Origin of the sequence: Bacillus sp. OTU2372 (assembly GCF_038440275.1) — a bacterium.
Classification (GTDB): Bacteria; Bacillota; Bacilli; order Bacillales; family Cytobacillaceae; genus Neobacillus; species Neobacillus bataviensis_B.
In genome coordinates, this window is the sequence record NZ_JASATK010000014.1 from 119,511 (window position 1) to 134,430 (window position 14,920).

General features: G+C 37.7%; 16 protein-coding genes and 1 pseudogene. 8 read left to right on the plus strand and 9 right to left on the minus strand.

Annotation, left to right across the window (positions count from 1 at the left end):
• Positions 1-165 precede the first annotated feature (165 nt).
• Complete coding sequence (locus AAHB15_RS20090) at positions 166-774, minus strand: superoxide dismutase (RefSeq protein ID WP_335575129.1); 609 nt, start codon at positions 772-774, stop codon at positions 166-168.
• 366 nt (positions 775-1,140) lie between these two features.
• On the opposite strand from AAHB15_RS20090, the gene AAHB15_RS20095 reads away from it, so the two are divergent.
• Positions 1,141-1,836: a Crp/Fnr family transcriptional regulator gene (locus AAHB15_RS20095; RefSeq protein WP_335575128.1), complete on the plus strand. Its 696-nt coding sequence runs from the start codon at positions 1,141-1,143 to the stop codon at positions 1,834-1,836.
• Positions 1,837-1,889: 53 nt separating this feature from the next.
• Here the strand turns inward: AAHB15_RS20095 and AAHB15_RS20100 are convergent, their stop codons facing one another.
• Positions 1,890-2,372 (minus strand): DUF456 domain-containing protein, encoded by a 483-nt coding sequence (locus AAHB15_RS20100; RefSeq protein WP_342043167.1) that lies wholly within the window; start codon positions 2,370-2,372, stop codon positions 1,890-1,892.
• 148 nt (positions 2,373-2,520) lie between these two features.
• On the opposite strand from AAHB15_RS20100, the gene AAHB15_RS20105 reads away from it, so the two are divergent.
• The 3 genes from AAHB15_RS20105 to ispG all read left to right on the plus strand — a co-directional run bounded on the left by AAHB15_RS20105 (position 2,521) and on the right by ispG (position 5,008).
• Positions 2,521-3,288 carry a DUF1189 domain-containing protein gene (locus tag AAHB15_RS20105; RefSeq protein ID WP_335575351.1) on the plus strand — a complete coding sequence of 256 codons (768 nt, stop codon included), beginning with the start codon at positions 2,521-2,523 and terminating at the stop codon, positions 3,286-3,288.
• Positions 3,289-3,372: 84 nt separating this feature from the next.
• Positions 3,373-3,708, plus strand: coding sequence for a LysM domain-containing protein (locus AAHB15_RS20110; protein WP_144563202.1), 336 nt, complete (start codon positions 3,373-3,375; stop codon positions 3,706-3,708).
• 163 nt (positions 3,709-3,871) lie between these two features.
• Positions 3,872-5,008, plus strand: a complete 1,137-nt coding sequence (ispG, locus tag AAHB15_RS20115) for a flavodoxin-dependent (E)-4-hydroxy-3-methylbut-2-enyl-diphosphate synthase (protein ID WP_342043168.1) — start codon at positions 3,872-3,874, stop codon at positions 5,006-5,008.
• A 59-nt stretch (positions 5,009-5,067) separates the two neighbouring features.
• Here the strand turns inward: ispG and AAHB15_RS20120 are convergent, their stop codons facing one another.
• Positions 5,068-5,571, minus strand: a complete 504-nt coding sequence (locus tag AAHB15_RS20120) for a DUF308 domain-containing protein (protein WP_261380589.1) — start codon at positions 5,569-5,571, stop codon at positions 5,068-5,070.
• A gap of 191 nt (positions 5,572-5,762) precedes the next feature.
• On the opposite strand from AAHB15_RS20120, the gene AAHB15_RS20125 reads away from it, so the two are divergent.
• Positions 5,763-6,356, plus strand: a complete 594-nt coding sequence (locus AAHB15_RS20125) for a hypothetical protein (RefSeq protein ID WP_335575352.1) — start codon at positions 5,763-5,765, stop codon at positions 6,354-6,356.
• 127 nt (positions 6,357-6,483) lie between these two features.
• On the opposite strand, the pseudogene AAHB15_RS20130 reads toward AAHB15_RS20125, so the two are convergent.
• The 4 genes and pseudogenes from AAHB15_RS20130 to AAHB15_RS20145 form a co-directional block, all read right to left on the minus strand.
• Positions 6,484-7,936, minus strand: a pseudogene (locus AAHB15_RS20130) (IS1182 family transposase).
• Positions 7,937-8,074: 138 nt separating this feature from the next.
• Positions 8,075-8,485, minus strand: a complete 411-nt coding sequence (locus AAHB15_RS20135) for a Fur family transcriptional regulator (protein WP_335575353.1) — start codon at positions 8,483-8,485, stop codon at positions 8,075-8,077.
• Positions 8,482-9,333, minus strand: a complete 852-nt coding sequence (locus AAHB15_RS20140) for a metal ABC transporter permease (protein WP_335575354.1) — start codon at positions 9,331-9,333, stop codon at positions 8,482-8,484. Before AAHB15_RS20140 ends, AAHB15_RS20135 begins: the two co-directional genes overlap by 4 nt.
• Positions 9,330-10,103: a metal ABC transporter ATP-binding protein gene (locus AAHB15_RS20145; RefSeq protein WP_335575355.1), complete on the minus strand. Its 774-nt coding sequence runs from the start codon at positions 10,101-10,103 to the stop codon at positions 9,330-9,332. Before AAHB15_RS20145 ends, AAHB15_RS20140 begins: the two co-directional genes overlap by 4 nt.
• Before the next feature lie 167 nt (positions 10,104-10,270).
• Here AAHB15_RS20145 and AAHB15_RS20150 point away from each other — a divergent pair, with 167 nt between their 5' ends.
• Positions 10,271-10,528: a DUF2624 domain-containing protein gene (locus tag AAHB15_RS20150; RefSeq protein ID WP_335575356.1), complete on the plus strand. Its 258-nt coding sequence runs from the start codon at positions 10,271-10,273 to the stop codon at positions 10,526-10,528.
• Positions 10,529-10,557: 29 nt separating this feature from the next.
• Here the strand turns inward: AAHB15_RS20150 and AAHB15_RS20155 are convergent, their stop codons facing one another.
• Both AAHB15_RS20155 and AAHB15_RS20160 read right to left on the minus strand, forming a co-directional pair.
• A complete protein-coding gene (locus AAHB15_RS20155) occupies positions 10,558-11,451 on the minus strand; it encodes a deoxyribonuclease IV (protein WP_342043169.1) in 894 nt (297 codons plus the stop codon).
• A gap of 23 nt (positions 11,452-11,474) precedes the next feature.
• A complete protein-coding gene (locus AAHB15_RS20160; RefSeq protein ID WP_342043170.1) occupies positions 11,475-12,791 on the minus strand; it encodes a DEAD/DEAH box helicase in 1,317 nt (438 codons plus the stop codon).
• 255 nt (positions 12,792-13,046) lie between these two features.
• On the opposite strand from AAHB15_RS20160, the gene vrrA reads away from it, so the two are divergent.
• Together vrrA and AAHB15_RS20170 are read left to right on the plus strand one after the other, a co-directional pair.
• Positions 13,047-13,691 carry a VrrA/YqfQ family protein gene (gene vrrA, locus AAHB15_RS20165; RefSeq protein WP_335575358.1) on the plus strand — a complete coding sequence of 215 codons (645 nt, stop codon included), beginning with the start codon at positions 13,047-13,049 and terminating at the stop codon, positions 13,689-13,691.
• Positions 13,692-13,879: 188 nt separating this feature from the next.
• Complete coding sequence (locus AAHB15_RS20170; protein ID WP_335575359.1) at positions 13,880-14,827, plus strand: 4-hydroxy-3-methylbut-2-enyl diphosphate reductase; 948 nt, start codon at positions 13,880-13,882, stop codon at positions 14,825-14,827.
• Positions 14,828-14,920: the final 93 nt, after the last annotated feature.

Consider the following 14,920-nt stretch of genomic DNA (forward strand, 5'->3'; position numbering starts at 1 on the left):
CGAGCCGGCCGAAAGGTTGCTTTTTAACCTTTTGGACGGCTCGTCTATAGACCATCGAGGGGCTAGGCGCTGGAGCTAGACAATTCAATTCTCAAAGTAAAAAACTTTTGAACTTTCTTATCTCATAAAAAAAAGACAGCTAAATGCTGCCTTTTTAACGCTTCATTACTTCGCTGCGTTATAACGCTTAGAAACTTCATCCCAGTTAACAACATTCCAGAACGAAGAAATGTAATCAGGACGTTTGTTTTGATATTTTAGATAGTAAGCATGCTCCCAAACATCAAGTCCAAGAATTGGAGTTTTACCTTCCATTAATGGAGAATCTTGATTTGGCGTACTAGAAACTTCTAATTCACCATTGTTTACAGATAACCAAGCCCAGCCAGAGCCGAAGCGTGTAGTTGCTGCTTTTGCAAACTCTTCTTTGAAATTATCGAAGTTGCCAAATTTGCTAGTGATTGCGTCAGCCAATTCACCAGTTGGGGCACCACCGCCATTTGGAGAAAGGATTTGCCAGAATAAAGAGTGGTTAGCATGACCACCGCCATTATTGCGCACAGCTGTACGCGCAGCTTCTGGAACCGCATCCAAATTCGAAATTACTTCTTCAACTGATTTAGAAAGTAATTCTTCATTTCCTGCTAATGCATTATTTAAGTTTGTAACATATGTGTTGTGGTGTCTAGTGTGGTGAATATTCATTGTTTCTTTGTCGATGTGTGGTTCTAGTGCATCCTCTGCATAAGGTAATTTTGGTAATTCAAATGCCATGATAAATTCCTCCTATGTACGTAGTATTTGTTATGGGCTTTAGGCGATTATAACCTATTCCTTATAAGAATAATTCTAAAGCGTTACTTAAAAGATACCAAAATTGGTTTTTCCTTTCAAATAAAATGCTTATACCCAACATAAATACAATTTCCCTTTTACAGATTTTTATACCATTAAAAAAGGGCAGTAATCCATTACCTAGCTATTTTTCGAAAAATTGTCATGATTCACCAAAAAGGCATCTTGTCAACGATTTTTGTCATATCTGAACAAAAGGACTACCTTATCATCAATAAAGCCTTATTGACATGCTATTTATAATGGATTTTAATCAACTTGTAGAGGTAAAAAGGAGTGACAAATATGCAAACCACAAGCATATCAATATATAGTTTAATGGTACAATTTTTCCAAAAAAACGAGCCAATCCAGAAGGTAAAAGCTGGTTCAGCCCTTTTTCACGAAAAAGATCCGGTAGAATATATATACTTAATCCTTAAAGGCAATATTGCATTAGGAAGGGTTCATTTACGCGGCAAGGAATTTATTTTAAAGGTCTTAAATAGCAGGGAAATAATCGTGGAGTACCAGCTTTTTAAAGCCAATCCTCAGTATCAGTTTTTTGCTAAGGCACTAACTGACTGTGAAGTTCTATTTATTAAAAAAGAACTATTTGAAGAATTTATTTTAACAGACCCTGAAGCTATGAATGCTTTAGTTGCATGGTTAAGCACCGGATATTTAAAGGCCCAAATGAAATGTCAGGACTTAATTATGAATGGCAAAAAAGGTGGTTTATACTCCATCCTCATCCGGCTTTGTAATTCTTACGGGGTAAAAACTGAAACCGGTGTATTAATTGATTTGCCTTTAACCCATCAGGAACTGGCCAATTTAACCTATGGCACAAGAGAAGTCATTCAACGTGCCTTAAAAGAACTCCGTGAAAAGGATATCATTCTATATGATAATCAAAAATTCACGATAAAGAACTTAACTTATTTAAAAACGGAAGTTGATTGCCAAAACTGTCCGTTTGAAATTTGCGGGATTAATTAAAAGCTTAAAACGCACTTGACAAGCCACCTGGGTAACCAAGTGGCTTCCCTCCTTTACAGAACTACCAGAAAAAAATAGCCAACCATAATGACTTGAATAATGGTTTTTGTGATAACACTGCTTATAAACCCGATTACCGATCCGACTCCTACTTTCACACTCTCGCTTAAGCTTCTTTTATTAACGATTAACTCTGCTACAATAGCACCAATAAACGGTCCAATTAAAATTCCGAAAATGGGAATCACAAACGGCCCCGCTATAATACCAATCGTACTTCCCCAAACCCCGGCCTTCGAGCCCCCATACTTTTTTATCCCAATTAGGTTCGCTACATAATCCGCTGTAAACAATAACACGACAAATAATCCCTGAATAAGCCAAAACAACCAACTAAAAGGTTCAAATGAAAAAAATACACCATACAAAAGAAATCCCGCCAGCAAAAATAACACACTCGGAATAATAGGGTAAACCAATCCAACAAAGGCTACAACAAATAAAATACTTATAATAATCCAATAAACTGCTTCCATCTATTCTCATCCTTCTTTTTCTTCTTATCCTTTTATACGTATTAACATCAAAATAGTTTCGATACCTCTACATTCTTGTATATATTAATAACACAGGCTACAATAGAAAGTGTGTCTTTTTATCATGTTTCTTTTAAGGTGGTTATTTATGAATATTTTCAAACAATTTTATAAAAGTATTTATTCCCCAAGGGATATTTCCCTATTTCGCTTTCAGGGGATTGGAAAAACAATTTTATATGTGTTTTTCTTAACATTTATCTCCATCCTGCCATCCATTATTTATTTTAGTACCGCGCTCATAGAGGGAATTGACGCTGCAAAAACGATTATAAAAGATGAAGCTCCTTCTTTCTCCATTAAAAATGGACATCTTACAGCCAAAACAGATGTGCCTGTTACGATCGATAAAGACAACTTTACCATAATTATTGATCCTACTGGTGCAATATCTGGAGATGACGTAGCGGATGAAGGAAATGCTTTCGCATTATTGAAGGATGAGTTTGCATTGTCCTCCGGCGGCAACGTTGAGACCTATCCATATTCGATGATGAATGATATACATATTACCAATAGCGACCTGCTAAATTTTGTTGATTCGATCGGCGGAATGAAAGGGATTATTATTCCCGTTGTATCACTGTTCATTTATATTTTCTCAAGCGCAGCTAGTTTCATTGAGATATCAGTTCTAGCCTTTATCGGCCTTGCTTTAAAAGGAAATCGCAAGCTTAATTATCGGCAATTATGGAGAATGGCAGCATACAGTGAAACATTGCCAACCTTATTTTTTACCATTATGACTGCTATTCAAACTGTGGTTCCTAACAGCTTCCTAATTAATTGGTTTGTAGTCATCATTGTGTTATACCTTGCAATTAAGGAAGTTCCAAAGCCTAAAAATTCAAACTAAACGCCCGCCAATGGGCGTTTTTTGTTCTAATTAAGCGTGGACAAGCATACGAATGTACAAACATTCTTTCTGGAGGCTTGTCTGATGAAAAAAATATTCGGTATTCTCTTTTCTATTTTAGTCATATATGTTATTTATTACGACCTAACCGTTGGCACTCTTCCAGCCTCCACCCCTCAACCTGTAGACGCAAAAGTTGAGCAAGAAACCCCAGCACCTGCCGAAACAGACACGCCTTCATTTGATGCCAAGGTAAAACCAGGCGATACAGTGATTTCCATTGTGGAGCATAAAATTAATAAATCACTGCCTGTATCTATTGCTGACTTAATCGAGGACTTTCAAACATTAAATGGAGGTAAGTCCCCTGAAAAAATTCAAATAGGTTCCACATATCATTTTCCAGATTACTCAAAATAAAGAGGATATGTCGTTAATCTTGTCAAAAATAGCACATGGCTGATAAAATAAGATGAACCTCGAATCAGGTTATCACATTCAATGATGATTGTTTGTGGGTACATTCAAAGTACGGACCGTTAACACGGCAATAGATCGGATTTATTAAGATTCGAATCCACATTTGAAGGAGAGCGAATTACACGTGAGTGAAATCATACATCGCACTAAAACCCGGCCAATTAAAGTAGGAAATTTAACCATTGGCGGGAGCAATGAAATTATTATTCAAAGTATGACTACAACGAAAACGCACGATGTTGAGGCGACCGTTGCAGAGATAAAAAGATTGGAAGAAGCGGGCTGTCAAATAGTCCGAGTAGCATGTCCAGATGAACGCGCTGCAAATGCTATTTCAGAAATTAAAAAAAGAATTAATATCCCACTTGTAGTTGATATTCATTTTGATTATAAATTAGCACTTAAGGCCATTGAGGGCGGTGCTGATAAGATTCGGATTAATCCAGGGAATATTGGTAAACGGGAAAAGGTTGAAGCGGTAGTAAAAGCAGCCAAGGAACGTGGAATTCCAATTCGAATCGGCGTAAATGCAGGTTCACTTGAAAAGAAAATTCTTGAAAAATATGGTTACCCAACAGCGGATGGGATGGTAGAAAGTGCCCTGCACCATATTAAAATTCTCGAGGACCTAGATTTCCATGACATTATTGTTTCGATGAAGGCATCTGATGTTAATCTAGCTATCGAGGCGTATGAAAAAGCTGCTCGTGCTTTCGATTATCCACTGCACTTAGGGATAACTGAATCTGGGACACTTTTCTCTGGAACAGTGAAAAGTGCGGCTGGTTTAGGTGCAATTATCAGTAAAGGAATCGGAAATACACTACGTATTTCTTTAAGCGCCGACCCTGTTGAGGAAGTAAAAGTTGCCCGCGAGCTTTTAAAAGTATTTGGTCTCTCTTCCAATGCAGCAACATTAATTTCATGCCCCACCTGCGGAAGAATTGAAATTGACCTTATCAGCATCGCAAATGAAGTAGAGGAATATATTTCAACAATAAAAGCGCCCATTAAGGTTTCAGTATTAGGCTGTGCTGTAAATGGCCCTGGGGAAGCCCGTGAAGCAGATATCGGCATCGCCGGTGCTCGTGGAGAAGGTTTATTGTTTAGAAAAGGTGAAATTGTCCGCAAGGTTCCAGAGGCACAAATGGTCGAAGAGTTGAAAAAGGAAATTGACCAAGTCGCTGAAGAGTATTTCCGTAAAAAGGCAGAAGAAGAAAAAATGTCAAAAACAAAATAAAAAATGAAGAAACCCGGTATTTTAAACCGGGTTTCTTTTTTTGCTCCTTTGCAGAACTGTTAAAAGAACGGGAGAATAAAGATACCGACTACAATTGATATCGCTCCAATACCAATTGCCCACGCCCCAAGACCCTCGGCACCTCTTCTCCTTGCTACGAATCCTAACACAATACCTGCAGCACCAAATAGTATAGGCATTACAAACAGTGATAAAATCGATAACGCTAAGGCAAGGACACCCATCCCAGTGCCGGCTGTGGCTCCAGCGCCAGCTTTCTGTTGTTGCTGCTGTGTATCATTTTGATTTTTCCGCAGTGTAACAGGAACTGGTGCAGCAATTTCAGCTGCAGTTTCTTCCTTGTATTGAGAAGAACGAATAGGTACTGATGCACCAATCTCAGGAGTATTCTCTGACTTTTTCAGGGAATAAGAAGTCCTAATTGGTACAGCAACTTCTGAAGCTGTTTCTTCCCTATATGCAGAAGGAGAATTGGGAATATCTTCTCCAATTATTGGTCCTCGAAGAGCTTCTTGCACTTTCGTGTCTCTTTCATCTGCCATCCTAATCCCTCACTTTCAGTTATAGGAGCATTTATTAGTGTGAACTACTTGACGGTTTTTAGTATGTCAATGTTTGTCTCCAATAGTTATTTATTTGAAATACCGGAAATGGTACTTTTCAAAATAATCCTTTATTGTTGGCCTGTCTTTGGTAAAATAGAAAGAGAACTTGAGACGAGGGTGAAGATGTAATGAAAAGATTTGGTATAGATATAGATGGCACCGTAACCTCTCCCACCTCCCTGCTTCCTTTTATTAATAAAGCCTTTAACTTAAATATTTTGTATGAGGATGTAAATCAGTACGAATTGACCCCATTTGTTAATGTGCCCGAAAAGGAATTTGCTAAGTGGTTTACGGAAAATGAACCGATTATTTACGAAGGGTCACCGCCTGCAGTTGGTGCCATTGATGTGTTAAATAAATGGAAACATAAACATGAATTATTTTTCATAAGTGCACGTGGACCTCATTTACTGGATGTGACGGAGGAATGGTTTTTCCAGCATGGGCTAACATTTCACCATATTGAGTTAATTGGTTCACACGATAAAGTGGAAACCGCCAAGAAGCAAAAAGTCGACATTTTCTTCGAGGATAAACATGATAATGCCGTGATGATTCATGAAGAGTGCCAGATTCCAGTCATTCTTTTTGACACCCCCTATAATCAGGATCCCCTGCCAGAAGGCGTCATACGTATGAAGAATTGGCGTGAGGCACATGCGTGGGTCGAAACTTGGTTAAAGAAACAGGAACCATTACGTAAAAAACAGCTTGTGTAATCCAGAGGGCACTGAAAAACCTTCGGTTTTTTTAAGAATCTGTAAGGCAAAACAAAAAAAGGACGACTCAAAATTCACATTTATGAATTTAGAGTCGTCTTTCTTATCCAATGGGGCTATTTTGCCCCTAAATTTCATCGATTAGTTTTAATATCCTTTTTAGATTCACCGTAAATATTGCCATGGCTCCTTGCAATTCCATGCCAATTAGACCCGAGGATTTTGCAACATTGTACCCGTGTCTGTGTTTTAATTCGCTATTCTTAGCTTCTATTTTATAACGTTCTTTAGATTTGTCTTTAAAGTACTCGCTTTCTTGAAATTTTGCTTGTTCTGTATGTTCATTTGATTTGATGCTACAGAGTAAGTCTTACTTTTAGCCCCCTCTTTATAACATCCTTCTTTAAATGGACAGTGTTTACACTTATCTACATCGAAATAGTATGTAGTAACTTGGTTTCTAGCTTTGTGTCCTGTTCTAGCTTTTCTTATCGCCATATGACCTGCTTTACAAACATACATTCCAGCATCCTTATTAAAATCAAATTCATCTTCTTTTTTACGGAAACCTTGGGTAACAGAAGAGTTCAGTTTGGCAACTAATTTTATTTCATTTTCACTTGCATATTCAATATTTCCCTTTTCAGAATAAGCTGCATCACCGATAACCGTTTCAACTTGCATTCCAGCATTAATACTTTTTTCAATCAGTGTTTCTAGTTGTTTTCCGTCATTCTTTTCTCCTGTAGTAACTGTTGCGGCTGTAATAATCCGTTCTTCGCTCATGGCAATATGTGTTTTATAGCCGAAAAATGAGGAGTCAGCAGTTTTATGCCCTACTTTTGCATCCTTATCTTCAGAGCACGGCAAATGTTCGATATCGTCGTTAACTGTTTCTCTTAGAAGGTTTAACTGTTCCATTACTTTCGGGTATTGGATAAGACCTTCTTCATTTTCTATCACGTCAATGAGTTTCTGGCAATAATCGATTTCATCTTCCAAAACATCGGTTGTATTTTTGTCAGGGAACTTATTTTTCATAGATTCATCTATTTGATAAATAGCATTTCTCAGTTTTTTAGAACGGTCCCTAAGTATTTCTTTTGGTGACATTTGGTTGTATCGGGCTTTCGTATGGGTGGCATCCACAATAATGGATTTACTTTTAATGATTTCCTTTTCGATGGAAATTTCAACAGTTTTATTGATAAGCATATCCAAAAGGTTTACATCTTTTAAACGAAGTTTTCGAAACTTGGTTAATGAGCTTGGCTCTATTACTGGCTCCTCCGGAGCCATGTTAAGGAAATACTTAAAAGACATGTCGTAAATTGAACGATCAACAATGTCGATATCAGATAAGTCAATAGATGGTCTTTAACAATAAATATTTGAACATACGAATAGGGTCGATAGCATTTCGACCATTACTAAGACAATAGTTATCCCTTTAGTTCGTCATAAACAAAAGAGAAATCGACCAGATCATTAATTTTACGCAAAAGATTATCCTTTGGAACAACTAAATCATAAATACCCATATATGGACTAAAAACCATTGATTGTTGATTGTGTATCATAGTACCCACCCGTTAAAAATTGATACTTTTATTATAAAGTAAAAAAGGTATAATTCCCTCAAAATATGAGGAATTATACCTTTTCCCATTAACTAGGAGGACTTTTTCAGTGCCCTCTGTAATCCACAAGCTGTTTTTTTAAAGGCAATTAGGACACCGTCCATATATTTCAAATTTATGCCCTGAAATATCATATCCCTTAAGATTTTCACTTAAACCATCCATGGGACAAGTATCAATTTCTTTTGTTTTTCCACAGTCTAAACAGATAAAATGATGATGATGGTGGTTTCTGGAACAGGTAAAGCGAAAATGTTTTTCCCCTGATAACTCGGTCATTTCTAATATGCCCATTTCGACAAATAGAGAAAGATTACGGTAAATGGTATCGAAACTCAATCCTGGATAATCATCTTTTAATAAATCGAGTACATCTTTAGCGGTTAAATATTTATCATGATCTGCGAATAATTGAAGCATATCTTCTCTTTTTCCTGTTTGCTTAAATCCATTATCCTTTAGGTGCTGTATGGCTTCATTTACATTCACTTAGCTCCTCCTCCTAATCCACTGGTCATTTTTTTATAAAAGATTGCCATTATTAAAATGAGAACGGCAAGCATAACAATCGTACCCCCGGGAGCAAGATCAAGATAATAGGCAGTAAAAAGCCCACCTAATACAGAGAGTTCACCAAAGAGAACAGAAAAAAGAATCGTTTGTTTGAACCCTTTTGCTATTCGAATACTTGCCGCAACTGGAAGTGTCATTAGCGAGGAAACCAACAAAATCCCAACAATTCTCATAGATGCAGCAATCACAAGTGCGACCATGACAATAAAGATAAAATGAATACTTTTCGCAGGTATGCCTGAGGCTTTTGCATGTTCCTCATCAAAAGAAAGTAAAAATAGTTCTTTATACAAAAAAATAATGACTAAGATAACAATCATACTTATAGCCAATATAACCCATAAATCGGTCCGGCTGACAGCTGAGACACTGCCAAATAAATAACTATATAAGTCCGTATTAAATCCATTGGCAAGCGAAATAAAAATAACCCCAAGCCCAATTCCGCCTGACATAATGATTGGAATCGCTAGCTCCTGATATTGCTTATAAACCCCTCTTAGCTTTTCAATAAACAATGATCCGCCAACAGAAAAAACCATCCCCATATAAAGCGGGTTTAATCCAGCCATCATGGTAAGTTTATTCTCAATTAAAAGACTCGCAGCAATACCAGCCAAGGTAACATGGCTTAATGCATCAGCGATTAACGATAGCCTTCTGACAACGATAAACACACCTAGCAAAGGGGCTAGAATTCCAATCAAAAGCCCAGTTAAAAACGCATTTTGTAAAAACTCATAATGAAAAATACCTTCAATCAATTTTTAACGCCTCCATGTTCATGGTTATGGGCCAGTACGTGAACATCATGACCATAAACCTTAGACAATCCCTTGCTGCTAACTTGTTCAAATTCATCTGTATCACCATGAAAATGCAAATGTTTATTTAAACAAGCGACATGTGTCACCTTATCCGAAATGGTGCCGATATCATGGGTAACCAATAACAGTGTGATCCCCCTGCTGGTATTTAAGTCGCCCAGCATCTCGTAGAACGAATGAACATTTTCCGCATCCACCCCAACGGTCGGTTCATCCAAAATCAAAAGATTCGGTTCACTTACAAGTGCGCGGGCAATAAATACTCTTTGCTGCTGGCCACCGGACAGTTCGCCAATATTTCTCTGACTAAACTCTGCCATCCCTACTGCCTCGAGAGCTTCGATTACCTTCTCCTTATGTTCTTTTTTAAAAAAGGTAAACAGCCCTAACTTTTTGGTTAATCCGCTTGAAACAACTTCAAAAACAGTGGCAGGAAATCCTGTATTAAAGGAATTTGCCTTTTGAGAAACATAACCAATTTTTTGCCAGTCTCTAAATTTACTTATTTCCTGGCCAAATAAAAGTATATCCCCTCTTTGCAGCTTTAATAAACCTAATACTAATTTTAACAAGGTAGATTTACCTGAACCATTTGGTCCGACAATGGCCAAAAAAGATCCATCAGGGATTGTAATATTAATATCTTCAAGTACACTCTCTTTTTCATAACGGTAAGAAAGATGTTTTATTTCAATTATTGCTTGCATGGTTCACACTCTCACTTTTAATTATAAGAATCATTCCGATTTAACTTCAAGTAGTATACAATAGGACTTTCCAATTGTAAAGGCTTAGTAACTTGACCAAACCCCTTTATAATCCATTGTCACACTCTATCCCGTTCTTCATACATTAGCATGGAGGAGTGATGAGGGTGAAAATATTTGAAAGCATCATTAATCATAAAATTAACACTATCACAGCAGAAGAGCTTGTAAAGTATGCAAATCAATTTAATATATCAGTTAGTCGCGGGCAAGCCATCAAGATCGCCGAATACTTAAGAGGTAAAAATATTAATATTTTTGATAATACACAGCGTGCGCAATTGGTAAAGCAAATTGCTAAGGCTGCTGGACCTGAAACGGCTCGAGAAGTTAATAATTTGTTAATTCAATTCACAAAGCAATAAAAAGCTGTGCCGGAGCACAGCTTTTTTTCTTATCCTTGCATGATTTCATCTAATAATTTCTCATTAAACACTTGCTCCCTGAGCATATTGATTTCAAATTTATAAGGCGGTTTTTTATTATTTTTGTCTTCACCAACGAAAGGAGTCTCTAATATCTTAGGAACGTCCTGTAATTGCGGATGATGAACCACATAATTTAGTGCTTTAAATCCAATATGACCAAATCCGATATTTTCGTGGCGGTCTTTTCTCATCCCAACTGAATTTTTACTATCATTGATATGAAGTACTTTAAGCTTATCTATGCCAATAATTTTATCAAATTCATTTAAGACACCATCAAAGTCTTCGATAATGTTATAGCCGGCATCATGTGTATGACAAGTATCAAAGCAAATAGACAATTTATCATTAAAGTTGACTCCATCGATAATCATCGCCAGTTCCTCAAAAGATTTCCCGCATTCAGAACCTTTTCCAGCCATTGTTTCTAAGGCAATTTGAACCTGTTCCTTACCGGTCAATACTTCATTCAGACCTTCAATGATTTTTTTGATACCAAGTTCTGTTCCAGCACCAACATGGGCACCCGGATGGAGAACAATCTGCTTTGCTCCCAGTGCCTCTGTTCTTTCAATTTCACTGCGCAAGAATCTTACACCTAATTCAAATGTATCCGGATTTGTTGTGTTTCCAATATTAATGATATATGGAGCATGAACAATGATTTCAGTGATCCCGTTCATTTCTATATGTCTTCTTCCTGCTTCAATGTTCAGATCTTCTATTTTTTTTCTTCTCGTATTTTGCGGTGCACCCGTATAAATCATAAAAGTATTGGCGCCATAGGATACAGCTTCAGCGCTGGCTGCAAGCAGCATATCTTTTCCACTCATTGAAACATGTGAGCCGATTTTCAACATCCCTGTTCTCTCCCTTTATATGATTATTTCTTTCTTTTCTCTATCTTTCGCTGCCGTTTTTTTATTTTATCCATTTCCCACTGCATTTTCTTTTTGTATCCTGGTTTTACCCTTTGTGGTTTCTTGACCATCGATTTAGCGGTTCGATCCGCCTTATCTTCTTTCCTTACACGAGTCTTCCTTTTATTTCTATCATCGATTTCTACGATTTCCTCATTTTTGAAGTCAACATGTTTAAATTGGATGCCCATTTTTTCCAGCCTGTTCAAAGCATCCTCATCAGAGCTCTCATATATCGTTAGGGCAATACCGGAATTACCTGCCCGCGCCGTTCTTCCCACCCTGTGAATATAAAAATCTAAATCTGTCGGAAGTTCATAATTAATGACATGGCTGACACCTTCAATATCGATCCCTCTTGAAGCAAGATCGGTCGCAACAATATACTGATACTCCAAGTCCTGTATTTGTTTCATCATCTTTTTTCGTTCACGAGGATTTAAGTCACCATGGACCCGACCCACTTTTAGGCCCTTTTCATTTAAGAAATAGGAAACTTCTTCCGCCATCTTTTTTGTATTAGTAAAAACAATCGCAAGATATGGGTTGTAGGCAAGCAATGCATCATGTACAAGCTGTTTTTTATTGCGATGCCTTGATGGCAACAGATAATGCTCTAAATTTGCTGCTGCTTTTCTCTTTGATTCAATCTGGATAGTCTTTGGATTTTCCATATATTTTTTTAAAAATGGTTTTAACTTTTCAGGAATAGTAGCAGAAAAAACCATCATTTGCAGTTTCTCTGGCATTTTTGCTGCAACTTGATCGACATCTTCAATGAATCCCATATCTAACATCATGTCAGCCTCATCAACCACAAGGATGTTGGACGTATGGATAAATAGGGCCTGCTCCACCATGAGATCTTTAATTCTACCAGGGGTGCCGACAACAATTTGCGGCTGAACCTTAAGTTTTTCAATGGTCCGCAGCTTATCTGTACCCCCTATATAACATCTAGTCATAATTTGCCTATCAGGACTGCAATGTTCGGTAACCTTCAGAATCTGGTGATAAATTTGTGAGGCTAATTCCCTGGTTGGCGCCGTTATTACTGCTTGAACTTCTTGACGTGCTGGATCAATCCCCTCTAAAATCGGCAAAACATAGGCAAATGTTTTACCTGTTCCCGTTTGGGACTGACCAATGGCACTTTCCCCTTTTAATACTAATGGGATCATCCGTTCCTGAATTTCTGTTGGCTCATAAAAACCAAATTGATTCAGTGCTTCTATAATAAAAGGCTGAAACTTAAATCGCTCAAATTGATTTGCTTTCATAAAATAGCTCCTAGTCTAATTAATCTTATTATGGAGTAGTATTTCCTTAAGGTAAGCTTCCTTCTCTATGTCCATCATGTTATTATAGTAAAATTTCACCTAAATAACCAGTTAACTTATCATTTTATTCTCAGCTTTTACTAATAAGGCAAATTTTAAAACGAAATTAGTTTTTTCCTTGTGTGTAAACCTAAACCAAATTTGGTTTTATGCATACTTTAATGTATGAAGTCATGTAAGAAAGGAGGTCGTGGAATGCAGCCAAGACCAAGAATGCCCTTTAACGGTGGAATGGGGCAGCAAATGTTCGGTGGAGGTGGTCCGATGATGGGACCGGGGGGCCAGCCTTCTTTAGGAAGAAATCCGATGATGAGACCTCAAGCAGGAGCTTTTGGCGGAGGAAACTCAATGATGGGAGCCAGAATAGGGCCCGGATCTGGTCAGATGGGTAGAGCAGGAGGCGGATTACTCTCGAAACTTCTCGGTAAAGGCACTCAGACAGGTACACCAGGCGGACTTATGGGAATGGGCAGAGCAGCAGGAAGCGGTGGCGGCTTAATGCAATCCCTAAGCAATCCTGGGGGATTAACTGGAATTTTAAACAATACCCAGCAAGTGTTAAAGACAGCACAAACCATTGGACCCATGATCCAACAATACGGTCCAATGGTAAAAAATATACCTGCGATGTGGAAGCTTTATCGAGGCTTTAAAAATGCTACTAAGAGCAGTGACTCATCCAGTAAGAATCCAAAGTCAGATTCAATTGTAGAGGAATCTTCCAGCAGCGAAAGTTCAGAATCTGTAAATTCAAATAAGTCTGTCAAGCGGAAGTCCAACCAAAAGTCACGTTCTCAACAACACCAAAAGGGAAGTTCAATTCCGAAAATGTATATATAAAATTCCTGAATGCTGAAACCCAGCATTCTTTTATTTTTCAGATAATTTCCACAGGAAAAATGTATCTTTGTATTATATCTATTAGTTTTATATAATAAATACATAGACTAGCAGAAAAGCCTAAAAGCCAGTGAAAACATCTTTTGGAACTTTACTAAACGAAAAGTTCATTTAGGAGGACTTTATATATGCAAATCATTAAAATATCTCCACGCGGTTATTGCTATGGAGTTGTCGATGCCATGGTCATTGCGAGAAATGCCGCTTTAGATAAATCATTACCTCGTCCTATCTACATTTTAGGGATGATTGTTCATAATAAACATGTCACAGATGCCTTTGCAGAAGAAGGAATCATTACTCTTGACGGAAAAAATCGTATTGATATTCTTGATAAAGTGGAATCTGGAACGGTTATTTTTACCGCCCACGGCATTTCACCAGAGGTACGTGAGCTTGCGAAGAAGAAAGGCTTAGTAACAATTGATGCAACATGTCCTGATGTAACGAAAACACATGATTTGATTGAGGAGAAAACCAAACAAGGATATCAAGTTATTTATATCGGTAAAAAGGGGCATCCAGAGCCTGAAGGTGCTGTCGGGGTTGCTCCAGGTATGGTTCATTTAGTCGAAACTCCTAACGATGTTGAAGCACTAACCGTTCAAAGTGAAAAAATTATTGTGACGAACCAAACAACTATGAGTCAGTGGGATGTTGCGGATACGATGAAAAAAGTAAAGGAAAAATATCCGCATGTTGAAGTCTATAATGAAATTTGCCATGCTACACAAATCAGGCAGGAAGCGGTCGCCGGTCAAGCAACAGAAGCAGACGTTACAATTGTAGTTGGCGACCCAAAAAGTAATAACTCGAATCGATTGGCCCAGGTTTCAGAGGAAATTGCCGGAACAAAAGCATATCGTATTGCCGATATAACCGAATTAGAACTTGATTGGATAAAGGGCGCTAAGACAGTGGCTGTCACATCCGGTGCCTCAACACCAACACCAATTACCAAAGAGGTCATCTCTTTCCTTGAGCAATTTGATCCAACTAATGAAACAACCTGGGAACGCCGTAAACAAGTTCAATTAAACAAAATATTACCTCGAGTAAAAAGTACAGAAAAATAATAAGAAAAACGGAAGCGTCTTGATCAGGGAATAAAGTTTTTCCCTAGACGCTGGAGCTGCACAATTTTCAACTTAAAAGAACCGTGTCCCATA